We start from the raw sequence: 22361 nt of genomic DNA, 5'->3' as shown, positions 1-22361 counted from the left end.
GCTTCCATGTTGCGATATGTTCTGACCGCCGTGCTGGCCTTGTCGTCCGCACCCGCTTTCGCCAATGATTCGGTTGCCGAACTTGGCACCGGCGGCCTGATCCTGTCGCGCAGCGATGCCGTGGCGATGCAAAGCGAGGACCTTTTCATCTCGCCGGAAAAGGTCACGGTCGACTATGTCTTCCACAACAACACCGATCAGGATGTCCAGGCCATCGTCGCCTTCCCGATGCCCGACATATCGGGCAATCCCGAAGAAATCCCGGCGATTCCTGAAAATCAGAGCGATAATTTCCTCGGTTTCGAGGTGACGATCGACGGTGTCGCCGCAAAGCCGCAGCTCGAGCAGAAGGTGTTGGCGCTCGGCATCGACATCAGCGCTGAGCTGAAGGCGCAAAACGTGCCGTTCTATCCTTTCGGCGATGCGGCGAAGGCGGCGCTGGCGAAGCTGCCGCAAGCGGTTGTCGATGACTGGGTCAACCGCGGCATCATCATCGAGGACACCGGCAGCGACGGCACCGAGACGAGCAAGGTCTACACCCCGTTCTGGCAATTGCGTTCGACCTACTGGTGGCGCTCGACCTTTCCGGCCAACAAGGACGTCCATGTTTCCCACCACTACAGGCCGAGCGTCGGCGGCACGTCTTCGGTCAGCTTCTTCTACGACGGCAAATTCCAGGGTCAGTATGCGGCCTACAAGACCCGGTATTGCATGGACGGCACATTCGAAAATGCGGTGCGCAAGGCGGCCAAGGACGACCCTGACGGCTACCCCAAATATTTCGAGAGCCGCATCGCCTATATCCTGACCACCGGCGGCAACTGGGCTACGGGCACGATCGGCAAGTTCAAGCTCACGATCGACAAGGGCAATCCGAAAGCCCTGGTCTCGTTCTGCGGCGACAATGTCAAAAAGACCGGACCGACGACATTCGAGATGACGGCGGATGATTTCTACCCCGAGCGCGACATCGACATCCTGATCCTCGAGCCGACGGACGAAAATTGATGCATGTCGCAATCTACGTTGCCATTGCCGAGAACGGCGTGATCGGGCGGGACGGCGGGCTCCCGTGGCGGCTCTCCACCGATCTCAAGCGCTTCAAGGCCGATACGATGGGCAAGCCTATCATCATGGGTCGCAAGACCTATGAGGGCATCGGTCGGCCGCTGCCGGGCAGGTTGAACATCGTCGTGACCCGCGACGAGACCTGGCGCGCCGAGGGCGTCGAGGTGGCACATTCGCTCGAAGCCGCGATCCAGTTGGCGACGGTGCGCGGGCGCGGCATGGCCGATGTCGACGAGGTGTGCGTCATCGGCGGCGGCGAAATCTATGCCCAGGCCATGCTGCTGGCCGACCGGCTGCACGTCACCCATGTGCTGGCAGCGGTCGACGGCGATGCGCATTTCCCGCCGATCGATCCCGATTCCTGGCGCATTGTCAGCTCGCAGGACGTCCCAGCCGGGGAAAAGGACAGCCACCCGACGCGCTATTCGGTTTACGAGCGGCGTCGCGAGAGACATTGAACGAAAAAAGAGCCATTGAAGGAAGACAAAGGGTCGCGACTGGACCAAATCGGACGAAGTCGGAAGCGCATCGCGTTGAAAGCGCCCCGTGGCGTGCCTATAGAAGAACAATACTGGATTTTGCGCCGTAATGCCGGCGCTTGAGGGAATTCCAAGCGAAAGGACATTCATGCCCTGGAACGACAAAAGCGGCGGTGGCGGCGGCCCATGGGGTGGCGGCGGCAACAATCAGGGACCCTGGGGGCAGGGTCCAAAAGGACCGAGCGGGCCGCAGGGCTCGCCTCCCGATCTCGAAGACATCATCCGCCGCGGCCAGGACCGGCTGCGGCGCGCTCTTCCGGGCGGCGGCGGCGCGAGCCCGGCTATCTTCGCGCTGATCGCGGCTGCACTTGTGGTGCTGTGGGCGTTCAAGGCGGTTTACACCGTGCAGCCCGATGAGGTCGCGGTCGAACTGCGCTTCGGCAAGCCGAAGACCGAACTGTCGCAGCCTGGCCTGCATTTCCATTGGTGGCCGCTCGAAACCGTCGAGACGGCCAAGATTTCCGAGCAGCTCGTCGATATCGGCGGCGGCGGCGCGACAAGTGGCAATACGTCCGGGCTGATGCTTACCGGCGACCAGAACATCGTCAACGTCCAGTTCTCCGTGGCCTATCAGGTCTCCGACCCGCGCGCGTATCTGTTCGATGTGTCCGATCCCGACGGCATGCTGCGGCAGGTTGCCGAAAGCGCCATGCGTGAAGCCGTCGGCCGCCGGCCGGCGCAGGACATCTTCCGCGACGACCGCCAGGGCATTGCCGCCTCGGTGCGTGAGATCATCCAGACGACGCTGGACGGCTACAAGGCCGGTCTCAACGTCAACGCCGTCTCGATCGAGGATGCGGCACCGCCACGCGAAGTGGCCGATGCGTTCGACGAGGTGCAGCGCGCCGAGCAGGACGAGGACAAGTTCGTCGAGCAGGCCAACCAGTACTCCAATCAGAAGCTCGGGCAGGCGCGCGGCGAGGCCGCACAGATCCGCGAAGACGCGGCCGCCTACAAGAACCGGGTCGTGCAGGAAGCCGAGGGTGAGGCGCAGCGCTTCATCTCGGTCTATGACGAATATGCCAAGGCGCCCGATGTAACGCGCAAGCGCCTCTACCTGGAAACCATGGAGAAGGTTCTGAAGGATTCGAGCAAGGTCATCGTCGAGCAGGGCAACGGGCAAGGGGTCGTTCCCTATCTGCCGCTGCCGGCATTGCAGCCGAAAGCGCCGGCACCGGCCGCCCCCGTTACGGGAGGTAACCAGTGATGGCCAACCGTCTTCCCATCATCGTCGTCGCAGCAGCGGTTATCCTGTTCCTGCTCTATTCGTCGGTCTTCGTGGTCAATGCGCGCCAGCAGGCGCTGGTGCTCAGGTTCGGTGAGATTGTCGACGTCAAGAGCGAACCCGGAATCTACTTCAAGGCGCCGTTCTCGTTCTTCGACGCCGACACCGTGCAGCTGATCGAGAACCGGGTGCTGCGCTTCGATCTCGACAACATTCGCGTCCAGGTCTCGGGCGGCAAGTTCTATGAGGTCGATGCCTTCATCGCCTATCGCATCTCGGATCCGCGGGTCTTCCGCGCCGCGGTGTCCGGTCAGATCGAACTGGCCGAGGCCCGGCTCAGGACGCGTCTCGACGCTGCCTTGCGCCGTGTCTATGGTCTGCGTGATTTCGAGGCAGCACTCTCCGAAGAGCGCGGCGTGATGATGCGCGAAGTCCGCGACCAGCTCAGGCCCGATGCCACATCGCTCGGCCTGCAGATCGAGGATGTCCGCATTCGCCGCACCGATCTCACAGCCGAAGTCTCGCAGCAGACCTTCGACCGCATGAAGGCGGAACGCCTGGCGGAAGCTGCCCGGCTGAGGGCGCGCGGCAATGAGGCGGCACAGCGCATCACCGCCCGCGCCGATCGCGAAGTGGTCGAGATCGTCGCCGAAGCCCAAAAAGAGTCGGAAATCCTGCGCGGCGAGGGCGAGGCCCAGCGCAGCGCCACCTTCGCGGGAGCCTATCAGCGCGATCCGGCTTTCTTCGACTTCTACCGGTCGATGAATGCCTATGGCACGGCGCTGGACAACACCGGAACGACGATGGTGCTGTCGCCGAACTCGGAGTTCTTCCGCTTCTTCCGCAATCCCGACGGCAGCGAGGGACCGGCAAAGCCGGCTTCGCCTGCGCCAAACGCTCCGGCGACGGCACCCGCCGCGCCGGCGGCACAGCCCAGCACCGGCCAGTAGCGGCCGGTGCAGGATTTTCTTGCCGCCATGGGCCTCGTCCTCGTCATAGAGGGTCTGGTCTATGGCGGCTTTCCCGGCCTGGCCAGGAAGCTTGCCACCGAAGTGCTGTCGCTGCCCGAGAACGCGCTGCGGATTGCCGGGCTGGCGGCGATCGCGATCGGCGTCGGCATCGTCTGGCTGGTACGAGGCGCATGAGGGCGGCGATGATTTATCCTCTGCCGATAGTCATAGCCGCAAACGTGCCGTATTTTTTGCCAACATGGCGTGACGCGGCGTTTTCGTCGAAGCGCTTTTCTTTTCAAGAATACCGGGAGGCTTCTCGATGACATCCAATACAATTTTGCGCGCGGCGCGGCGGACATTCATCGCCGGCGCGGCGGCACTTCTTGTCAGCGCCGTCGCTGTCCCGTCCTTCACGGCGCCGACATTTGCCGCCGATGGGCCCGCTTCGGTCGCCGATCTGGCGCAAGGCCTGCTCGGCGCGGTGGTCAACATATCGACCTCGCAGACGGTCAAGGGTACCGAAGGCCCGGGCGCGGTGCCGATGCCGCAATTGCCCGAGGGTTCGCCCTTCCAGGATTTCTTCGACGATTTCTTCAAGAACCGTGGCGGTGACAAGGACAACGGCTCGCAGAAGGTGCAGTCGCTGGGCTCCGGCTTCGTCATCGATGCCGAGCAAGGCATCGTCGTCACCAACAACCATGTCATTGCCGATGCCGACGACATCGAGGTCAATTTCTCCGATGGCGTCACCTTGAAGGCGACGCTGGTCGGCACCGACACCAAGACCGATGTCGCCGTGCTCAAGGTCGATCCGAAAGGCCACAAGCTGACGGCGGTAAAGTTCGGCGATTCCACCAAGATGCGCGTCGGCGACTGGGTGATGGCGATCGGCAATCCGTTCGGCCTCGGCGGCACGGTGACGGTCGGCATCGTCTCGGCCCGCAACCGCGACATCAATTCCGGCCCCTATGACGACTTCATCCAGACCGATGCCGCGATCAACCGCGGCAATTCCGGCGGACCGCTGTTCAACAGCGCGGGCGAAGTCATCGGCATCAACACGGCGATCATCTCGCCATCCGGCGGCTCGATCGGCATCGGCTTCTCCATCCCGTCGCAGCTCGCGTCCGGTGTCGTCGACCAGTTGCGCCAGTTCGGCGAGACGCGGCGCGGCTGGCTCGGCGTGCGCATCCAGCCGGTGACCGACGATATCGCCGAAAGCCTCGGCATGGCGACCGCAAAGGGTGCGCTGGTTGCCGGCGTGATCAAGGGCGGCCCGGTCGACAATGGCACGATCCAGGCCGGCGACGTCATCATCAAGTTCGACGGCAAGGATATCCATGAGATGCGCGACCTGCCACGTGTCGTCGCCGAAAGCCCTGTCGGCAAGGCGGTCGACGTGCTGATCGTGCGCAAGGGCGTTGAACAGACGGTGAAAGTGACCCTCGGCCGGCTCGAGGATGGCGAGAAGGCCGCCAACGCCGAGGAGGGCAACACCGATCAGGACAAGGGCGACAAGGCTCCGGCCGTTTCCACTGCCTCGGTGCTCGGCATGACGGTCGGCGAACTGAACGACGAGACACGCAAGAAGTTCAGCATTGCGGCCGATGTTTCGGGCGTCGTCATCACCGACGTCACCAAGGACTCGGCCGCCGCCGAACGCGGCATCCAGCCCGGCGAGGTGATCACCGAGATCGCACAGGAATCGGTTGCTACCCCCAAGGACGTCATGGACCGCATCGGCGCCTTGAAGGAACAGGGGCGCAAGAATGCGTTGCTGATGCTGGCCTCGAAGACCGGCGAGCTCAGGTTCGTGACGATCCGGATGGACTGAGGTCCGGAAGATCGACAACACGACAACACTGAAAAAAGGGCGGCTAGCGAGCTGCCCTTTTTCTTGCCTGCCAGTCCTGGCGCGACAGTCTGTAGAGGACATGCCGTTTGAGATGCGGATGGCTGTCGGGAATGCTGGGGTGGTCGAAATCGCCGGACGGATCCGCGCTCATGCCGAGGCGTTGCATGACGGCGGTGGAGCGGCGGTTGGCCGCGACGGCGAATGACACGATTTCATCGAGGCCAAGCGTCTCGAAGCCGTAGGCCAGCCACGCTTCGGCTGCCTCGGTGACATAGCCTTTGCCCCAGAACTCAGGTGCCAGCCGCCAGCCGATCTCGATGGTGCCGGCTGGCAGGGATGGCACATGATCGGTGTCGAGGAGACCGATGAAGCCGATGCATTCACCGGTGGCGGTGATCTCGGCGGCAGCAAAACCGTATCCGTCCTTCGTGGTCCATGCCCGGAGCTCGTCCATCTTGGCATCCGCCTGGGCACGGTCACGGCGGAATGGAAAGAACTCCATCACCCGGTCGTCGGAGTTGATGCGGTGGAACAGGTCGCGGTCGCGATCCTCCCAGTTGCGCAGGATCAGGCGCTCGGTACGCATTGGTTTCATTGCACAAAGTCCTCCTGCCTGTAGCCCTGCATATAGAGCAGCGCGGTCAGGTCGCCATGATCGATGCGGACCTTGGCCTGTGCCGCCACCGTCGGCTTGGCGTGAAGCGCGACACCGGTACCGGCAAGGCGGATCATGTCGAGATCATTGGCGCCGTCACCGACGGCAATGGCGTCGGCGGGCGTCAGGCCGAGGCGCGCTGAAATTTCGATCAACGCGTCGGCCTTGGCGGCGCGGCCGAGGATAGGTTCGCCGACCAGGCCGGTGAAGCGCCCGTCCTGCTCGAGCAGGCGATTGGCGCGGTTCTCCTGGAAGCCGAGCATTGCGGCGATTCGCGTCGTGAAGACCTCGAACCCGCCAGACACGAGTGCCGTCCAGGCACCGTTGGCGCGCATGGTCCGGACCAGAACACGGCCGCCCGAGGCCAGCGTCAGGCGATTGGCGACGATGCGATCGACCACGGTGGCGTCGAGGCCCTTCAGCAACGCCACCCGCTCGCGCAAAGCCGGTTCGAAGGCGATCTCGCCATTCATGGATCGCGCGGTAATCGTGGCAACATGATCCTTGACGCCGATCTCGTCGGCCAGCTCGTCGATGCATTCCTGGTCGATCATGGTCGAATCCATGTCGGCGATCAGGATTTTCTTGCGGCGGGTTTCTGCCTCTTGGACGATCACGTCGACCGCCTCGCTGGCGAGTGCCGTGCGCAAGACGGCACTCGTAGCGGCGGCGTCGGCTGCCTCAGGCAAGACGAGATCGCAGGCGATACCTTCGGCCAGCCAGACAACAGCGCTTGCGCCGACCGACCGTGAGGCCATATTCGCAAGCGACAGCGACAAAGCGCGCTCAGTGGGACGGGAAACAAGCGTGGCGATGAGCGGCATGGAACATTCCGGCGGGCAGGCGGGCAAGGGCCGCGTGAAGAACGCGATCCTGATAGCCGGGCCGACCGCCAGCGGCAAGTCGGCGCTTGCGCTCGATCTGGCCGAGCGCAGGGGTGGCGTGATCGTCAATACGGATTCCATGCAGGGCTATTCGGTGCTCGACGTGCTGACCGCCCGGCCGGAGGCGGCCGACCTCGCCCGCGCACCGCATTTCCTCTACGGCCATGTCCATCCGGCGACACCCTATTCCACCGGCGCCTGGCTGCGCGACGTGATGAAACTGATCGACGACGGCACATTCTCCGAACGGACAGCGATTTTTGTCGGCGGCACCGGGCTCTATTTTCGCGCATTGGCCGAGGGCATTTCGGAAATGCCCGACATTCCGCAACGGGTCCGCGACCGTTGGCGCTACGAATTGAAGGAGCAGGGCGCCGTCAAGCTGCACAGCCTGCTGCTGCGCGAGGATTCGGCGGCCGCCATGATGCTCAAGCCAACCGACAGCCAGCGCATCGTGCGGGCATTGGAGGTTCTCGATGCGTCTGGCCGTTCGATCCTGGAATGGCAGGCAGAGCGCGGCCAGCCGCTCATCGACAGGCAAAGCGCGCGTTTCCTGGTGATCGAGCCGGATCGGGCGGCGTTGGTCGGACGCATCGACAAACGCTTCGACCAAATGCTGGTCAAGGGCGCGCTGGACGAGGTCAAGCGGCTTGCGGCACTTGGCCTCGATCCCGAATTGCCGGCGATGAAGGCGATCGGCGTTCGCGAACTGCAGGCGGCGATGGCCGGAGGGATTGGCTTTCCCGAGGCAATCGAACGCGCCAAGATCGCGACCAGGCAATATTCCAAGCGGCAAACCACCTGGTTCAGGCATCAATTGGGGCCGGAATGGCTGAGGTTGCACCCCGGTGATGATCTGGAAACCACGATCTCAGCGCTTGCTTCCGATGCAACCTGAAAAGTTTACCTGCAAGGAAAGGTTCCCGTTGTGGTTGTCCAAATTAACCCTCCGTAAGCCCGCCCATGCCATAAGGTCGATAGGCACTTTTCCAACGGGGAGCAGATGCGTTTCCACAAGGCGGAATCAGCATTTTTCGTCTTTATATTCGTGATCCTGGCCGCCGGCCTGGTGACGCTGCATGCTTATGGACTTCTGCAGTCCTTCGCCGACGAGTTGCATACGGCTTCGGGTCTGGACAAGGTCATCTATCTCAACAAGCTCTTGTTCGCGACCGGCGTGCTCCTGGCCACCGCGCTGTTCTTCGGCATTTTCTTCATCTATCCGCTGATTCGAAAACAGGCGACGGAGGAGGGCAAGCTGCGCGCCATGACGGTCTCGCTCAGCGCGCGGTCGGAAACACTCGAGCATGCGGCGCTGACCGACGGCCTTACCGGCATGCAGAACCGGCGCTATTTCGATGATGCGCTGAAGGAGTATCTCGAGGAGTTCCGGCGCATCGAAAAGCCCGTCGGGCTGATGATCCTCGATCTCGACCATTTCAAGCAGGTCAACGACACCCACGGCCATGACGTCGGCGACGAAGTGCTCAAGGCCGTCGCAAGCTGTCTCAAGGATATGACGCGCTACCACGATGTGGTGGCGCGATTGGGCGGCGAGGAGTTCGCCGTGGTCACGCCCAACATGGACGCCGAGCTTCTGGGCAAGTTTGCCGAGCGCATCCGCAAGGCGATCGCCAACATGTCGGTGCTGTCGGGCAATGTCCGCCTCAAGATCACCACCAGCGTCGGGCTAGCCGTCTGGGACCGCAAGGAAACAGCGGAAGAGTTCTATCGCCGCGCCGACCGCCAGCTTTACGAGGCGAAGAGGCAAGGCCGTAACCGCGTCTGCGCCTAAAATCCCGTCCCTGAATTCGTGAGGCTGGCCGTCTGGCGCCGTTTTCTGTGCTTCCGATGCTCACGGACTCAAATGTCCGCTCCGCTTCGGTTCTCGAAAACAGCACCACCCGACTCGGCCTGACGAATTCCCTGACGGGATTTACCCAAGCGGTCCAGGCAGGGCGCGAGCTTAGCGCGGCTTCTCAATCGGCCGGCAGAACAGCCGGGTCGCAAGCTCAATCGTTTTGCGGGCGCAGGCCGAAGGTTGCGGGCTTGAGGCCGTAGCGCATGTCGAAATCGTCGTCCGATGGCGGGCGTGCGGCGGGTGGCTTGCGGTAGTCGGGGTCGCCGGCCTGGCGGCCTGAATCCACGACCTCGGCGAAGGCCATCGCCTGCTGCGTTGATTTCGGTACGTTGCGCAATCGTTCCACGATCGCCACCAGATCGACATCGTCGCCCGGCTTCGACGTGGCCTCTTCGCGTTTGGCGGTGCCGGGGAGCAGGTGGCTCGGCAGTTTTTCGAACTTCAGCCGCATGGTCGTCGCCACGCCTTCGCCGAAGGCGATGGCTTCGCGCTGGCCCATCGAGGACAGGAAGGCAAGCGTCGAGGCGGAAGAGTCGGCAATCGCCGAGCGGATGATCGCCTGGTCCTGCTCATTGGCAAGCCGCATGGCGAAGAAGGTCGAGCATTGCGACAGGATGGTCGGGTCGAGCTCGCCGGGGCGCTGGGTGACGACGCCGAGATAGCAGCCATATTTGCGGCCTTCCTTGGCAATGCGCGACAGCGCATGCCTAGTCGGCGCGAATCCGAGACGCGGGTCGGCCGGCATATAGCGGTGCGCCTCTTCGCACAAAAACAGAAGCTGCAGCTTGCCTTCGCTCCACAGAGCGAGATCGAAGGCCAGGCGCGCCAGCACCGAACAGACGGAATTGACCACTTCGGACGGCATGCCGGCCATCTCGAAGCAGGTCACGGGACGGCCATGATGCGGCACGCGGAAGATGTTGCCGATCGTCTCGTGGATGGTGTCCTCGATCAGGCGCGAGTTGAACATGAAGCGATAACGTGGATCGGCCGCCGCCGATTCGATGCGCGTCTTCAGCGATTTGAGCGTCGGGCGATCGGTCTTGCTTTCGAGCATGCCCATGCGCTCATCGATCTGCTTCAGCAGGTCGGCGATGCGGTAAGGCACTGGCGTATCGGCGGTCAGCGCATCGCTGCCGCGCCTGATATAGGAGCCCGAATTCGGGTTGCGGTAGAGATTCTTGGCGGCCGGGATCAGGTCGCGCAAGGCATCGATTTCTTCCGGCTCGGTCTCGCGGCCCCGGAACAGCACCTCGGCGAATTCCTCCAGCGTGAACATCCAGAACGGAAGATCCAAGGTTTTGGAATCGACCCTGACGCAGTATTCGGGCAGCGATGCCGCGAACTCGTTGTGCGGGTCGAGGATCAGGATGCGCAGATCCGGCCGTGCCGCGATCGACTTGCGCAGCAGCAGCGAAACGGCGGTGGATTTGCCGACGCCGGTCGTGCCGACAATGGCGAAGTGACGCGCCAGCGTATCGTCGATAGCGATGTTGGCGGCGATCGTCTCGTCCTGCGCGAGCGTGCCGATCGTGATCGAATGACGCCCGGCAAGGTCATAGACCGCCTGCAGGTCGCGGGTGCGGATGCGATGCGCAACGGCGCCGATATGCGGATAGGTGGTGATGCCGCGGTCGAAGACCGGTCTGGCGCCGGGCTCCGCACCGTCACGGACTTCGCCGATCAGCTCGATGCTGACCTCGATGGCGTTCTGGCCCTCATTGCTCCAGGCGCGGTCCGACTTGCCGATCGCGTAGACAAGGCCGACGGTTCGCGTCGATCCGAGATTGATGGAAATCATCTTCCCGACTGTCCACAGGCCGGTCACCGCGCCGTCGGCATCGTCCGCATAGGCGCTGATGGTGGCGCGAGCGCCGTCGCATTGCACGACATTGCCGAGGATGCGCTTGTCGTTCTGCTCGGTCTGGCGGCGCTCCTGCGAGGTCGGTTCCCCCACGGAGGCTTCGCGTTCGACATACATGGACAGGCCAATCCCCATTTCCCTGGAGAGTCGATCCTACCCGAATGGGGTTAAGGCCCGATGAGGTCGGATGGTGTAGAGAGCATTAAGGGGCCTGTGAAAATTGTCGCAAGGCGGCTCTTCTCCGGCGTCAATATTTCGCTATAATAGACATATGGATGATATAGCGAACGAAATTTCCTCGACGATAGGCCGCAGGATACACGCCGAAAGGGTCATGCGTGACTGGTCCCTGGCAGATCTCGCGGAGCATTCCGGCGTCTCGAAGGCGATGCTCAGCACGATCGAGCGGGGCAAGACCAGCCCGACGGCGGCGCTTCTGGTGCGCATCGCGTCGGCCTTCGGCATGACGCTGTCGACCTTGATCGCGCGCGCCGAGCTGCAGGGCGGCGGGCTGCTGCGCGAGGCCGACCAGCCGGTATGGCGCGATCCCGATACCGGCTATGTCAGGCGGCATCTTTCGCCGGCTGGCGATATGCCGCTGGAACTGATCAAGGTGCATCTGCCGGCGGGCGCCAGGGTCAGTTTTCCGGCTGCTTCATACGCCTTCATCAAGCAACAGATATGGCTGATTTCCGGGCGGCTCGAATTCATCGAAGGCGATATGGCGCACAAGCTCGAGCCCGGCGACTGCCTGGCGCTTGGGGCGCCGTCGGACTGCACCTTCCATGCCCTGGAGCCCGGCGCCGACTATCTGGTCGCCCTGGTCAGAGGCTGACACAATGGCAAAGAGACCAAAGCGCTCCCACAATGGGGGGCCGCCTCTCGATGAGTACAAGGGCCCGCCATGGGGCACGGGCGATCCTTATATCTTCCTGGCCTGGCAGGCAGCGCACGCCAAGGCGTGGAAGGCGCCGAGCCACGAGGTCATGCTGTTGCGCATGGACAGAGCCGAGCGGCTTGGCCTGACCTACGAGGAGTACACGCTCGAGATTCTCGAGCGCGGGCGGCACCTCGGGCACGAAGATGCCGACCGCATCAGCGCCATCAAGGCGGCGCGAAAGCGTCGCCGCGCGCGCCATCTGGAGTGACGGCAATGCGCCCGCTTCTATCGCAATCACAGGATATCCCGCACATGAACTCGATCGAGATCGCAACCCTGACCCCGGCTGCCGAGACGCAGGACGGGCTGGCCGAATTGCTGGTCGCAACGGTGGCGGCAGGCGGTTCGGTCAGCTTCATGCATCCGTTGGCGCCGCAGGCGGCGAGGGGTTTCTGGGAGAAATCGCTGGCCGCGGCGGCAAGGGGCGAAAGAGCGATGCTTGGCGCCTGGGACGGCAAAAACCTGGTCGGCACCGTGACCTTGCTGCTCGACTGTCCGCCCAACCAGCCGCACCGGGCCGAGATCGCCAAGCTGATGACACGCACAGACTACCGGGGCAGGGGCGTGGGAACGCGCCTGATGCGGGCCGCCGAGAGCCTTGCGGTGGAGAAGGGCCGCACGCTGCTGGTTCTGGACACGGCAACCGAGGAGGGCGCCTCAGGCCTCTATGAGCGGTTGGGCTTCACGCTGGCCGGTGAGATACCGGACTATGCCCTGAAGCCGCATGGCGGGCTGACCGGCACGCTGATCTACTGGAAGCGAATCGGGCAAATCTCGTAACCAATCATGCCGGCGCGGAGAGGCGCGACAGCAACCACTGGCGGAAATCCTGCTCGGCGCCGGTTAGGCGCGCTGTCGACGCCTTGGTCAGAAAATGGCCCGATGTGCTGGAGAGTTCGAAGTCGGAAAGCCTGACCAGCGTCTTGCTGTCGAGCGCCGCATCGACCAGCGGCCGCGAGCCCAAAAGCACGCCGGCGCCGGCCTTGGCCGCTTCCATGGCGGCAACGAAGCTGTCGAAGCGGTGCGATCGCCTGGGATGGCCGGCCAGCCTGGCGGCAGCGAACCATTCCGCCCACATCTCGCGCGCGCCGGCAACCAGAAGCAGCGGCAAGGAGGTCCAGTCTGCGTCGCCGACCAGACCCGGAGCCGCCACCGGCAGAAGCCGCTCGGCGGTCAGCCTGTCGGCTTCGCGGCCGGGGAAGGATCCGTTGCCGAAACGGATATCGAGCACCGAGCCCGGCAGGTCGTAATCGGTAGGGCGATGGATCGTCACCAGGTCGAGCTGGATGCGCGGCAGTGCCTTCGCGAGATCGGGCAGCGCCGGAACCAGCATCAGCAAGGCAAAGGAAATCGGCGCCCGGATGGTCACGGTCTGGACGGCGCGCGGCTCGAACAGTTCCGCGGTGCTGTTGCCGATGGTGGCGAAGGCCGACTGGATGTGGGGGAGGTAGGCTGCCCCCTCCGGCGACAGGGCGACGCCGCGCGCCAGCCGCGAAAACAAACGTGTCTTCAGCCGCTCCTCGAGAAACCGGATGTGCTGGCTGACGGCCGCCTGGGTGAGGCCAAGCTCGGCTGCCGCAGCGGTGAAATTCGACAGCCGCGCCGCAGCCTCGAAACTGCGCAGCCAGTCGAGCGGCGGCAGGGGTGTGGTTCGAGACATTAGTATATCGTGGTCATTGGCCAAAAAAGGATAATTTGAATTATGCCTCTCGCGCGATCAACATGCAATCGAAACCCTGCGGGTCAGCTGCGGGGGACGCAATGGACAGGAACGGATCTCCATGCTCACCCAGGCGCTGATCGGCGACGAAGGCAGAACAATCGAACTTGGCTGGAAGGACGGGTCGCGCACCCGCTTTCACGCCATGTGGCTGCGCGACAATGCGCTGGACGACAAGACGCGCAGCGCCGGCAATGGCCAACGGCTGATCACCATCCTCGACATTCCCGCCGACACCAGGATCGGCGCGGCATCGGTCAAGGGCGGTGCCCTGGAAGTCAGCTTCGTGCCGGAGCAGAAAACAGTGAGTTTCCCGGCGGCATGGCTGAGCGCCAATGCCTATGATCGTGACGCGGCCCGCCAGCCCGGCTGGACAGACGAGGCCACCGTGCGATGGACCAAGGCCTCGATGCAGAATTCGGTGCCGCGCGCCGGCTATGCTGCGGCCAGCCGCGATCGCGCTGTGCTGGGGCAATGGCTGTCGGCGGTGAAAACCTATGGCTTTGCGGTGATGGACGATCTGCCGGCCGAATCCGGAGCGCTGTGCAAGGTGTCCGATCTGTTCGGCTATATCAGGGAGACCAATTACGGCCGCTGGTTCGAAGTGCGCGCCGAGGTCAATCCGAGCAATCTCGCCTACACCAATCTCGGGCTCCAGGCGCATACCGACAATCCCTATCGCGACCCCGTGCCGACGCTGCAGATCCTGTCCTGCATCGAGAATACGGTTGAGGGCGGCGAATCCAGCGTCATCGACGGGTTTGCCGTCGCGGCTGCGCTGCAGGCCGAGAACCCGGAAGGCTTCCGGCTGCTGAGCTCATACCCGGCGCGCTTCGAATATGCCGGCTCTTCCGGTGTGCGGCTGCAGGCGAAGCGGCCGATGATCGAGCTCGGGCCCGATGGCGAGCTGATCTGCATCCGCTTCAACAACCGCTCGCTGGCGCCGACGGTCGACGTGCCCTTCGCCGACATGGAGGCGTACTACGCCGCCTACCGCCGGTTCGCCGAACTGATCGAGGATCCATCCTTCGAAGTGACGTTCAAGCTCGAAGCGGGGCAGGCTTTCATCGTCGACAACACGCGCGTCATGCACGCCCGCAAGGCGTTTTCCGGAACCGGCAAGCGCTGGCTGCAGGGCTGTTACGCCGACAAGGATGGCCTGCTGTCGACGCTCGCGTCGATAGAACACGGGTTCAAGGAGGCGGCGGAATGAGCAGCCAGGATTTGAACGCGGACAATATTGTCGAATTCATTGCCGACATCTTCGAGCGCCGGGGTGCGGAATCCTACCTCGGCGAACCCGTCACCATGTCGGAGCACATGCTGCAGGGCGCCTGGTTCGCCGAAAAGGACGGCGCGCCGGACGAGCTGGTGGCGGCGGCGCTGCTGCACGACATTGGCCATTACACCAGCGAGTTCGGCACCTATTCGCCCGAGGATGTCGAGGACAAGCATCATGACGAAGCCGGCGGCGAAGTGCTGGCGCCGTTCTTTCCACCTGTCATCGTCGAATGCGTCAGGCTGCATGTCGCCGCCAAGCGCTATCTCTGCGCCACCGATCCGACTTATTTCGGCAGGCTTTCGCCGGCCTCGGTGCATACGCTGTCGCTGCAGGGCGGGCCGATGAATGCCGAGGAGGTGGCCGAGTTCCGCAAGAACCCGTTCCATGAGGAAGCGGTCCGGGTCCGCATCTGGGACGAGAGCGGCAAGATTGCCAACATGAAGACGCGGACGTTTCGCGATTACGTGCCGCTGTTGCAGCGGGTGGTGACGCAATTCGCGGCGGGTAAGCCGGCGTAATTCCCTCAAAGGAAGGAGGCAGGGTGCAAGCCCTGCCTCCTTTCTTCCGGCTTCGCCGGAATCGCGCTCGCCTACCCCTTGTGATGCACCTGCTGCAGCCCGTAGACCGGCGTCGCCAAGCCGGCCTGCCTGGCCTTCAGCTGCAGCGCCAGGAATTGTGAATAGTGGCGTGACTGGTGCAGGTTGCCGCCGTGAAACCACAGCGCTTCCTGCTGTGTAGGCTTCCACATGTTGCGCAACTCGCCTTCCCAGGGGCCGGGATCCTTGGTGGTGTTCGAGCCGAGGCCCCAGCATTTGCCGACCTTGTCGGCGGTTTCGCGCGATATCAGATCGGCGGCCCAGCCGTTCATCGAGCCGTAGCCGGTGGCGTAGACGATGAGGTCCGCAGGCAGTTCCGACCCGTCGCTGAGCAGAACCGAGTGCTGCTTGATCTCTTCGACGTCGACGCCGCTCTTCAGCTTGATCGAACCATCGATGACCAACTGCGATGCGCCAACATCGATGTAATAGCCAGAGCCGCGCCTGAGGTACTTCATGAACAGGCCGGACTCGTCGTCGCCCCAGTCGAGCATGAAACCGGCCTTTTCCAGTCCCTTGTAGAATGCCGCATCGCGTTTCTTCATCTCGGCATAGGCCGGGATCTGGAACTCGTGCAGGATCTTGTAGGGCAGCGAAGCGAAGATGAGATCGGCCTTGGCGGTGGTGATGCCATTCTGCAGCGCCTGCTCCGAATAGAGCGAACCCAGTCCGATTTCCATCAACGTGTCGGACCTGGAGATATGGGTACTCGAGCGCTGCACCATGGTCACGTCGGCGCCGGCTTCCCAAAGTGCGGCAGCGATGTCATGGGCGGAATTGTTGGATCCGATGACAACGGCCTTTTTGCCGGCATAGGCGTCGGGACCCGGATGCTTCGACGAGTGGTGCTGATCGCCCTCGAAGGTCTCCATGCCCTTGAATTTCGGCAGATTGGCTTTGCCGGACTGTCCGGTCGCCAGCACCAGCTGCTTCGGCTTCAGCGTGATGTCCTTGCCGTCACGGTGGACGACAACGGTCCATTCCTTCGTCTTGTCGTCATAAGAGGCGCTTTTGGCCTCGGTCGAGGACCAGTAATTCAGCTCCATTACCTTGGTGTACATTTCCAGCCAGTCGCCGATCTTGTCCTTGGGCGAGAAGACCGGCCAGTTCTTGGGGAAATCGATATAGGGCAGATGGTCGTACCAGACCGGGTCATGCAGGCAGAGCGACTTGTAGCGCTTGCGCCAGCTGTCGCCGGCACGCTCGTTCTTCTCGATGATGATGGTCGGCACGCCAAGCTGCCGCAGCCGCGCGCCGAGCGCGATACCGCCCTGGCCGCCACCGATGATCACCGTATAGGGCTGCGTCTTGAAGCCGAGCTCGGCGGCTTCCCTCTCGCGCTCTTCCTTCCATGTCGGACGGTTCTTGCCCGAGCCGTGCCTGGCGCCCATCGGCCGCGCGAAGCCTGCCGGCTCCTCGTGGCCTTTCAGTTCGGCCATGGTGGTCAGCAGCGTCCAGATCTTGCCGTTCTTCAGCCTGATATGGCCGAAGCCGCGTGCCGCCTCCGTCTCGAAGCTGATCCAGCCCTCGATCAGTTCGCCGCTCTCGGTCGCGTCCTCGCCCTTGGCGATGGCGAAGTGCGATGGCCTGGTGTTCGACAACTGGCTTTTCAGCATGTCGCGGACCTGGTCGCGGCCTTCCATGGTCTTGATGTTCCAGGTGAAGGTAACGAGGTCGCGCCAGTAGCAATCTTCTTGAAAGCAATCGACCGCCTTCTCGATGTCATTGGCAGCAAGCGCGGCGCCGAATTGGTCGAGTACGTCAGACAGTTTCTTGCTAGAGGGCTTGTCGAGCATCAGGTTTCCTCCCGTGAAATCCAGATCGTCATGGTGATGGCTCCGACGGGCTTGCCGCCGGACGATCAAGTATCGTCAGAGATGGCGGCCCTCGTCACGCCCCACCATAGTTTCCAGCGGTTTCAATGGTTTATTCGCAAAATGGGATCACCCGGCGGTTTCGCAATTGCCCGGGCGCCGGAAACGACCGTCCCATTTGTGAATGCCGCGCCGGTCGCGCAAAGTTGATGGTCAAATGCCGCAATGCGGTCACCGGGGCCGATGACAACCGATCGGTGAGAAGCCGGGAAGCGGTGGCGGGCAGCAGGGCGGTTCCTGGGATTTTCTGGATGCGGAACTCTGGAGCCCGTTATGATTATCATATCCTTTTTCCAAGCGTCTTCACGCCACTCTCTCGGCCGGCGTGGACGTGCTGCAGCAATGGCCGCGGTCATGGCCTTGAGTGCGACGGTGACCGGCCCGCTGGTGCTGCCCGGAACACAGGCGCATGCGGCGGAAATTTCCGTCACCGTCCGCGAAAGGCTTTCGAACTATGGCGGATGGCGAACCTCCAGCCGCTTCGGCGATGTCTGGGTTCCCTCGGTGCATACCCAATGGCGGCCCTACACCGAAGGCAGGTGGGTCTGGACTGACAATGGCTGGTACTGGCAGTCCACCGAGCCATTCGGCGATGTCGTCTATCACTATGGCCGCTGGGCGTATGATCCCGATTTCGGCTGGGTGTGGATCGCCGGCGATCAATGGGCGCCAGCCTGGGTGGTCTGGCGTCAGGGCGGCAATGATGTCGGCTGGGCTCCGGCGCCGCCCGACGTCGGTGCCGCCTTCGACGACGCCTGGTGGTGTTTCGTGCCGGTGGCGGCGATCGGCGCGGTGGATCTGGTCAGGGTGGTGCGGCCGGTTCAGGAGAACGTCGTCATCGTGCGCAACACGACATTCATCAACCAGACGGTCGCGGTCAACAATGCGCCACGCGTGCGGCTTGGCAACCAGGTGGTTGCGATCAATGCCGGACCCCGGCTGCAGCAACTCCCGAAGCCCGTCATGGAATCGATCAAGGCGGCAAAACTGGTTCCTCCGCCCAAAGGCGTGTTTGCCAGTGCACGTCTCGATGCTTCCAGGGGCGCCGAAATCAAGAGGCTTGCCGGCAATGCAATGGGGAACGGGCAAATCGTGGCGGGCCCCAAGACTGCGATCGGCGGCAAGGCCATTTCCCCGGGCGCGGTGGCTGCCAGCAATCCAGCCGTCGTGAAGCCTGGCAACACTGTGCGCAAGCGGATGGCCGCCGGCAACGGCGCGAAGGCCGATGCGCTCAAGCTGCATGCCGACAGGACCGCGGGCGATGGACGTATCGTTGTCAAATCGTCGGCCAAACCGGGGTCGGCCAAGCCGGTCTCGGGGCAGCGTCCTGTACGCGGTGCCGGGCAACAAAAGCCGCATCAGCAGGCGATGGCAATGCACATGCCCCAGCACCATGGCCCGGCAAGGGTGGGACCTCACCATTCGCCAGCGAAGATGCAGGCGAGGAAGGTGTCCAGATGCGATCCGCGCGTTTCCCGCTGCAAGGAGCCGGGCTGATCGCCTCAATCGCGCCGGCACGCTGTGCGCGCCGGCGCGATTTTTCCCGTTGACAGGTCGCCTTGCCCGCCCTTAGTGTCCGCCACCATGAAAACAGCACTCATTCTCGTAGGAAAGCGCGTGGGCAAGGCGGTGTAACCGCCGGGCGAAAACCCCCCATGCGCAAGACACAGGCTCCCTCGGGGGCCTTTTTTATTGCCTGAAACACGACTAAACGACCAGCAAACGCCTAATGGCGACAGTACGGGACCAGACCGATGAGCAACGGACAGAACGAGCGGCGCGAGATGACGGGCGCCGAAATGGTGGTGCAGGCGCTGAAGGACAATGGCGTCAAGCATGTCTTCGGCTATCCCGGCGGCGCTGTCCTTCCGATCTATGACGAGATTTTTCAGCAAGACGAGGTCGAGCACATACTGGTGCGCCATGAGCAGGGCGCCGGCCATGCGGCGGAAGGCTATGCGCGTTCGACCGGTAAGGCCGGCGTGATGCTGGTGACCTCCGGCCCGGGCGCCACCAATGCGGTGACGCCGCTGCAGGACGCGTTGATGGATTCGATCCCGCTGGTCTGCCTGACCGGGCAGGTGCCGACCTCGCTGATCGGCTCGGACGCTTTTCAGGAATGCGATACGGTCGGCATCACGCGCCCCTGCACCAAGCACAACTGGCTGGTGAAGGACGTCAACGAGCTCGCCGCGACCATCCACGAGGCCTTTCATGTCGCGACCACCGGCCGTCCCGGTCCGGTCGTCGTCGACATCCCGAAGGATGTGCAGTTCGCCAAGGGATTCTATGTCCCGCCGCAGATCGCGCCACGCACCAGCTACCAGCCAAAGGTCCAGGGCGACCTGGAGAAGATCAAGGCGGCGGTCGAGTTGATGGCGGGCGCCAAGAAGCCGATCATCTACAGCGGCGGCGGCGTCATCAACTCCGGCCCGGAAGCGAGCCATCTGTTGCGCGAACTGGTCGATCTCACCGGGTTCCCGATCACCTCGACGCTGATGGGCCTCGGCGCCTATCCGGCATCGGGCAAGAACTGGGTGGGCATGCTCGGCATGCACGGCACCTATGAAGCCAACATGGCCATGCATGATTGCGACGTGATGATCTGCATCGGCGCGCGCTTCGACGACCGCATCACCGGTCGGCTGACCGCCTTCTCGCCGAACTCGAAGAAGATCCACATCGACATCGATCCGTCGTCGATCAACAAGAACGTCCACACCGAGGTGCCGATCATCGGCGATGTCGGCCGGGTGCTGGAGGATATGGTGCGGCTGTGGCGGGCGAGCGCCAAGGCCGACAAGAAGGCGCTCTACCCCTGGTGGGAGCAGATCGCCAAATGGCGTGCGCGCGACTCGCTCGCCTACAAGATGAACAACGACGTGATCATGCCGCAATACGCCATCGAGCGGCTCTACGAACTGACCAAGGGCATGGACACCTACATCACCACCGAGGTCGGCCAGCACCAGATGTGGGCGGCGCAGCACTATCGTTTCGAGAAGCCGAACCGCTGGATGACGTCGGGCGGGCTGGGCACGATGGGTTATGGCCTGCCGGCAGCACTCGGCGTGCAGATCGCGCATCCCGACGCTTTGGTCATCGACATTGCCGGCGACGCCTCGGTGCAGATGACGATGCAGGAGATGAGCGCGGCGGTGCAGCACAATGCGCCGATCAAGATCTTCATCCTCAACAACCAGTATATGGGCATGGTGCGGCAGTGGCAGCAGTTGCTGCACGGCAACCGGCTGTCGCATTCCTATACCGAGGCGATGCCGGACTTCGTCAAGCTGGCCGAGGCCTATGGCGGCCACGGCATTCGCTGCGAAAAGCCGGACGAGCTGGACGACGCGATCAAGGAGATGATCTCGGTCAGGAAGCCGGTGCTGTTCGATTGCCGCGTGGCGACGCTCGCCAACTGCTTCCCGATGATCCCGTCGGGCAAGGCGCATAACGAGATGCTGTTGCCCGACGAGGCGACCGACGAGGCGGTGGCCAATGCCATCGACGCCAAGGGCAGGGAACTGGTGTAGCCGGCAGAACCAAGGCAGGGCTGTCGCGAGAAAGCCCTGCGCAAACAAAGAATTGGCTCAAGAGCTTGAAATCGAGATTCATGTCATGAACGCACAGCTACAACCGACCGGTTCGGCCTATTTTATCGCCAAGGAAACGGAAAAGCCGGAAAACCACACGCTTTCCGTGCTGGTCGACAATGAGCCGGGCGTGCTTGCCCGGGTCATCGGCCTATTTTCCGGGCGCGGCTACAACATCGAGAGCCTGACCGTCTCCGAGACCGAGCATGAAAAACACCTGTCGCGCATCACCATCGTGACGCGCGGCACGCCGCATGTGCTGGAGCAGATCAAGCACCAGCTGGAGCGCATCGTGCCGGTGCACCGCGTCGTCGACCTGACCGTGCGTTCGCATGAATCCGGCCAGGAGCGGCCGCTGGAACGCGAACTGGCGCTGGTCAAGGTCGCCGGCATCGGCGAGGCCCGGGTCGAGGCGCTGCGGCTGGCCGATGCGTTCCGCGCCAGCGTCATCGACGCCAACACCGAGCATTTCATCTTCGAGATCACCGGCAAGGGCTCCAAGATCGATCAGTTCATCGCCATCATGAAGCCGCTCGGCCTGGTCGAAATCTGCCGCACCGGCGTGGCGGCGTTGAACCGCGGCCCGCAGGCGATGTAGTCCTTCGGTGCTGGCGCCGGTCGCGCCAACCAGCTTCCACAGTGAGGCTTCTGGCCCCGCTGTGGGCCGTCCGTGGGCCTTTGCGGGTTGCCGAGAAGAGACAACGATCCTGTTGTCGGGGAGGATATCCATGTCGCTTGACGCTTTCCTTGCCCTGCTTGTCTACGCCTTGGTGACCTCGATCACGCCGGGGCCGAACAATCTCATGCTTCTGGCATCGGGCGTGAATTTCGGCATCGTCAGAACCGTTCCGCACATGCTTGGCATCAGCATGGGTTTCCTCGTGCTGCTGCTTGCCGTCGGTCTTGGCCTTGGCGCTGTGTTGACGGCGTTTCCGGCGCTGCATACCGCGCTCAAGATCGCCGGCGGCGCCTATCTTTTGTACCTCGCCTGGAAGATCGCCATGTCGCGCACGCTGACCGGCAAGGGCGAGACGAAGGCGCGGCCGATGCGCTTCATCGAGGCGGCTGCATTCCAGTGGGTCAATCCCAAGGCGTGGGTGATGGCGATCACCGCCATGGCCGTCTATGCCAATGCCGAGCACCCGTTCCTGTCGGTGGTGTTGATCGCTGTGGCCTTCACCATCGTCAATTTGCCGAGCGTCTCGGTGTGGGCTGGGTTCGGCACCGCGCTGCGCGGTTTCCTGTCGGACCCGGTACGGCTGAAATGGTTCAACATCGCCATGGGCGTGCTGCTGGCGGCGACGCTTTGGCCGATGCTCAAATAGGTCGAGACGCGCACATTCTGGTCGTCTCAGGCCGGAAAGCGATGGCTCGCAAGCCGTCGGATGGGGATTCAGCCCGTGTTGCACATCCATTGTGCAGTGCACATTAAATCTTCGTAATGCCGTG

General features: G+C 63.1%; 22 protein-coding genes. 17 read left to right on the top strand and 5 right to left on the bottom strand.

Annotated features, from left to right (window positions below; genetic code table 11):
- Positions 1 to 6: 6 nt before the first annotated feature.
- The 6 genes from A4R29_RS17360 to A4R29_RS17335 all read left to right on the top strand — a co-directional run bounded on the left by A4R29_RS17360 (position 7) and on the right by A4R29_RS17335 (position 5619).
- Positions 7 to 1008, top strand: coding sequence for a DUF4424 domain-containing protein (locus A4R29_RS17360; RefSeq protein WP_063172447.1), 1002 nt, complete (start codon positions 7 to 9; stop codon positions 1006 to 1008).
- A complete protein-coding gene (locus A4R29_RS17355; RefSeq protein ID WP_013531029.1) occupies positions 1008 to 1526 on the top strand; it encodes a dihydrofolate reductase in 519 nt (172 codons plus the stop codon). Before A4R29_RS17360 ends, A4R29_RS17355 begins: the two co-directional genes overlap by 1 nt.
- A 169-nt stretch (positions 1527 to 1695) precedes the next feature.
- Positions 1696 to 2814, top strand: coding sequence for an FtsH protease activity modulator HflK (gene hflK, locus A4R29_RS17350; RefSeq protein WP_013531030.1), 1119 nt, complete (start codon positions 1696 to 1698; stop codon positions 2812 to 2814).
- Entirely contained in the window at positions 2814 to 3782 is a 969-nt protein-coding gene (gene hflC, locus A4R29_RS17345; RefSeq protein ID WP_013531031.1) for a protease modulator HflC, read from the top strand. The genes hflK and hflC overlap by 1 nt, the downstream gene beginning before the upstream one ends.
- A gap of 6 nt (positions 3783 to 3788) precedes the next feature.
- Positions 3789 to 3977 carry a DUF2065 domain-containing protein gene (locus A4R29_RS17340; protein ID WP_013531032.1) on the top strand — a complete coding sequence of 63 codons (189 nt, stop codon included), beginning with the start codon at positions 3789 to 3791 and terminating at the stop codon, positions 3975 to 3977.
- Positions 3978 to 4104: 127 nt separating this feature from the next.
- On the top strand, positions 4105 to 5619 hold the full coding sequence (locus A4R29_RS17335; RefSeq protein WP_013531033.1) for a DegQ family serine endoprotease: 1515 nt from the start codon (positions 4105 to 4107) through the stop codon (positions 5617 to 5619).
- A 43-nt stretch (positions 5620 to 5662) separates the two neighbouring features.
- Here the strand turns inward: A4R29_RS17335 and A4R29_RS17330 are convergent, their stop codons facing one another.
- A complete protein-coding gene (locus A4R29_RS17330; protein ID WP_013531034.1) occupies positions 5663 to 6235 on the bottom strand; it encodes a GNAT family N-acetyltransferase in 573 nt (190 codons plus the stop codon).
- Entirely contained in the window at positions 6232 to 7119 is an 888-nt protein-coding gene (gene serB, locus A4R29_RS17325) for a phosphoserine phosphatase SerB (RefSeq protein WP_082827433.1), read from the bottom strand. The genes A4R29_RS17330 and serB overlap by 4 nt, the downstream gene beginning before the upstream one ends.
- On the opposite strand from serB, the gene miaA reads away from it, so the two are divergent.
- Positions 7109 to 8077, top strand: a complete 969-nt coding sequence (gene miaA / locus A4R29_RS17320) for a tRNA (adenosine(37)-N6)-dimethylallyltransferase MiaA (RefSeq protein ID WP_027160589.1) — start codon at positions 7109 to 7111, stop codon at positions 8075 to 8077. The genes serB and miaA overlap by 11 nt on opposite strands.
- A gap of 105 nt (positions 8078 to 8182) precedes the next feature.
- Positions 8183 to 8974 carry a GGDEF domain-containing protein gene (locus A4R29_RS17315; RefSeq protein ID WP_013531037.1) on the top strand — a complete coding sequence of 264 codons (792 nt, stop codon included), beginning with the start codon at positions 8183 to 8185 and terminating at the stop codon, positions 8972 to 8974.
- Positions 8975 to 9191: 217 nt separating this feature from the next.
- Here A4R29_RS17315 and A4R29_RS17310 read toward each other — a convergent pair whose 3' ends face one another.
- Complete coding sequence (locus A4R29_RS17310; protein ID WP_024501408.1) at positions 9192 to 11021, bottom strand: ATP-binding protein; 1830 nt, start codon at positions 11019 to 11021, stop codon at positions 9192 to 9194.
- A gap of 154 nt (positions 11022 to 11175) precedes the next feature.
- On the opposite strand from A4R29_RS17310, the gene A4R29_RS17305 reads away from it, so the two are divergent.
- Genes A4R29_RS17305 through A4R29_RS17295 form a run of 3 tightly spaced genes read left to right on the top strand, consistent with a single transcriptional unit; the run spans position 11176 to position 12624 of the window.
- The gene (locus A4R29_RS17305; RefSeq protein WP_063172446.1) at positions 11176 to 11739 is read left to right on the top strand and encodes an XRE family transcriptional regulator; all 564 of its coding nucleotides are present in this window, start codon (positions 11176 to 11178) and stop codon (positions 11737 to 11739) included.
- Positions 11740 to 11743: 4 nt separating this feature from the next.
- Positions 11744 to 12052: a hypothetical protein gene (locus A4R29_RS17300; RefSeq protein WP_013531040.1), complete on the top strand. Its 309-nt coding sequence runs from the start codon at positions 11744 to 11746 to the stop codon at positions 12050 to 12052.
- A 44-nt stretch (positions 12053 to 12096) separates the two neighbouring features.
- Positions 12097 to 12624: a GNAT family N-acetyltransferase gene (locus tag A4R29_RS17295; RefSeq protein ID WP_063172445.1), complete on the top strand. Its 528-nt coding sequence runs from the start codon at positions 12097 to 12099 to the stop codon at positions 12622 to 12624.
- Between the two features lie 4 nt (positions 12625 to 12628).
- On the opposite strand, the gene A4R29_RS17290 is transcribed toward A4R29_RS17295, so the two are convergent.
- Entirely contained in the window at positions 12629 to 13504 is an 876-nt protein-coding gene (locus A4R29_RS17290) for a LysR family transcriptional regulator (RefSeq protein WP_063172444.1), read from the bottom strand.
- A 121-nt stretch (positions 13505 to 13625) separates the two neighbouring features.
- Here A4R29_RS17290 and tmpA point away from each other — a divergent pair, with 121 nt between their 5' ends.
- Entirely contained in the window at positions 13626 to 14777 is a 1152-nt protein-coding gene (gene tmpA / locus A4R29_RS17285) for a 2-trimethylaminoethylphosphonate dioxygenase (protein WP_063172443.1), read from the top strand.
- Positions 14774 to 15364 (top strand): (R)-1-hydroxy-2-trimethylaminoethylphosphonate oxygenase, encoded by a 591-nt coding sequence (gene tmpB / locus A4R29_RS17280; protein WP_063172442.1) that lies wholly within the window; start codon positions 14774 to 14776, stop codon positions 15362 to 15364. The genes tmpA and tmpB overlap by 4 nt, the downstream gene beginning before the upstream one ends.
- 71 nt (positions 15365 to 15435) lie before the next feature.
- On the opposite strand, the gene A4R29_RS17275 is transcribed toward tmpB, so the two are convergent.
- Entirely contained in the window at positions 15436 to 17238 is a 1803-nt protein-coding gene (locus A4R29_RS17275; RefSeq protein ID WP_063172441.1) for an NAD(P)/FAD-dependent oxidoreductase, read from the bottom strand.
- 420 nt (positions 17239 to 17658) lie between these two features.
- Here A4R29_RS17275 and A4R29_RS17270 point away from each other — a divergent pair, with 420 nt between their 5' ends.
- From A4R29_RS17270 to A4R29_RS17255, 4 genes are all read left to right on the top strand, one after another.
- Positions 17659 to 18813 carry a DUF6600 domain-containing protein gene (locus A4R29_RS17270; RefSeq protein WP_063172440.1) on the top strand — a complete coding sequence of 385 codons (1155 nt, stop codon included), beginning with the start codon at positions 17659 to 17661 and terminating at the stop codon, positions 18811 to 18813.
- Between the two features lie 257 nt (positions 18814 to 19070).
- On the top strand, positions 19071 to 20852 hold the full coding sequence (locus A4R29_RS17265; protein ID WP_082827432.1) for an acetolactate synthase 3 large subunit: 1782 nt from the start codon (positions 19071 to 19073) through the stop codon (positions 20850 to 20852).
- An 85-nt stretch (positions 20853 to 20937) separates the two neighbouring features.
- Complete coding sequence (gene ilvN, locus A4R29_RS17260) at positions 20938 to 21510, top strand: acetolactate synthase small subunit (RefSeq protein WP_013531048.1); 573 nt, start codon at positions 20938 to 20940, stop codon at positions 21508 to 21510.
- Positions 21511 to 21640: 130 nt separating this feature from the next.
- The gene (locus A4R29_RS17255; RefSeq protein ID WP_024501399.1) at positions 21641 to 22237 is read left to right on the top strand and encodes a LysE family translocator; all 597 of its coding nucleotides are present in this window, start codon (positions 21641 to 21643) and stop codon (positions 22235 to 22237) included.
- Positions 22238 to 22361: the final 124 nt, after the last annotated feature.

Origin of the sequence: Mesorhizobium ciceri biovar biserrulae, assembly GCF_001618845.1 — a bacterium.
GTDB classification, from domain to species: Bacteria; Pseudomonadota; Alphaproteobacteria; order Rhizobiales; family Rhizobiaceae; genus Mesorhizobium; species Mesorhizobium ciceri.
Note: the sequence above shows the minus strand (reverse complement) of the source record. Positions and strands in the feature narration are given on the sequence as shown.

Coding starts and splice junctions, on each gene's coding strand:
- A4R29_RS17360 (WP_063172447.1), top strand. CDS start 7: ATGTTGCGATATGTTCTGACCGCCGTGCTGGCCTTGTCGTCCGCACCC.
- A4R29_RS17355 (WP_013531029.1), top strand. CDS start 1,008: ATGCATGTCGCAATCTACGTTGCCATTGCCGAGAACGGCGTGATCGGG.
- hflK (WP_013531030.1), top strand. CDS start 1,696: ATGCCCTGGAACGACAAAAGCGGCGGTGGCGGCGGCCCATGGGGTGGC.
- hflC (WP_013531031.1), top strand. CDS start 2,814: ATGGCCAACCGTCTTCCCATCATCGTCGTCGCAGCAGCGGTTATCCTG.
- A4R29_RS17335 (WP_013531033.1), top strand. CDS start 4,105: ATGACATCCAATACAATTTTGCGCGCGGCGCGGCGGACATTCATCGCC.
- A4R29_RS17330 (WP_013531034.1), bottom strand. CDS start 6,235: ATGAAACCAATGCGTACCGAGCGCCTGATCCTGCGCAACTGGGAGGAT.
- miaA (WP_027160589.1), top strand. CDS start 7,109: ATGAGCGGCATGGAACATTCCGGCGGGCAGGCGGGCAAGGGCCGCGTG.
- serB (WP_082827433.1), bottom strand. CDS start 7,119: ATGCCGCTCATCGCCACGCTTGTTTCCCGTCCCACTGAGCGCGCTTTG.
- A4R29_RS17315 (WP_013531037.1), top strand. CDS start 8,183: ATGCGTTTCCACAAGGCGGAATCAGCATTTTTCGTCTTTATATTCGTG.
- A4R29_RS17310 (WP_024501408.1), bottom strand. CDS start 11,021: ATGTATGTCGAACGCGAAGCCTCCGTGGGGGAACCGACCTCGCAGGAG.
- A4R29_RS17305 (WP_063172446.1), top strand. CDS start 11,176: ATGGATGATATAGCGAACGAAATTTCCTCGACGATAGGCCGCAGGATA.
- A4R29_RS17300 (WP_013531040.1), top strand. CDS start 11,744: ATGGCAAAGAGACCAAAGCGCTCCCACAATGGGGGGCCGCCTCTCGAT.
- A4R29_RS17295 (WP_063172445.1), top strand. CDS start 12,097: ATGAACTCGATCGAGATCGCAACCCTGACCCCGGCTGCCGAGACGCAG.
- A4R29_RS17290 (WP_063172444.1), bottom strand. CDS start 13,504: ATGTCTCGAACCACACCCCTGCCGCCGCTCGACTGGCTGCGCAGTTTC.
- tmpA (WP_063172443.1), top strand. CDS start 13,626: ATGCTCACCCAGGCGCTGATCGGCGACGAAGGCAGAACAATCGAACTT.
- tmpB (WP_063172442.1), top strand. CDS start 14,774: ATGAGCAGCCAGGATTTGAACGCGGACAATATTGTCGAATTCATTGCC.
- A4R29_RS17275 (WP_063172441.1), bottom strand. CDS start 17,238: ATGCTCGACAAGCCCTCTAGCAAGAAACTGTCTGACGTACTCGACCAA.
- A4R29_RS17270 (WP_063172440.1), top strand. CDS start 17,659: ATGGCCGCGGTCATGGCCTTGAGTGCGACGGTGACCGGCCCGCTGGTG.
- A4R29_RS17265 (WP_082827432.1), top strand. CDS start 19,071: ATGAGCAACGGACAGAACGAGCGGCGCGAGATGACGGGCGCCGAAATG.
- ilvN (WP_013531048.1), top strand. CDS start 20,938: ATGAACGCACAGCTACAACCGACCGGTTCGGCCTATTTTATCGCCAAG.
- A4R29_RS17255 (WP_024501399.1), top strand. CDS start 21,641: ATGTCGCTTGACGCTTTCCTTGCCCTGCTTGTCTACGCCTTGGTGACC.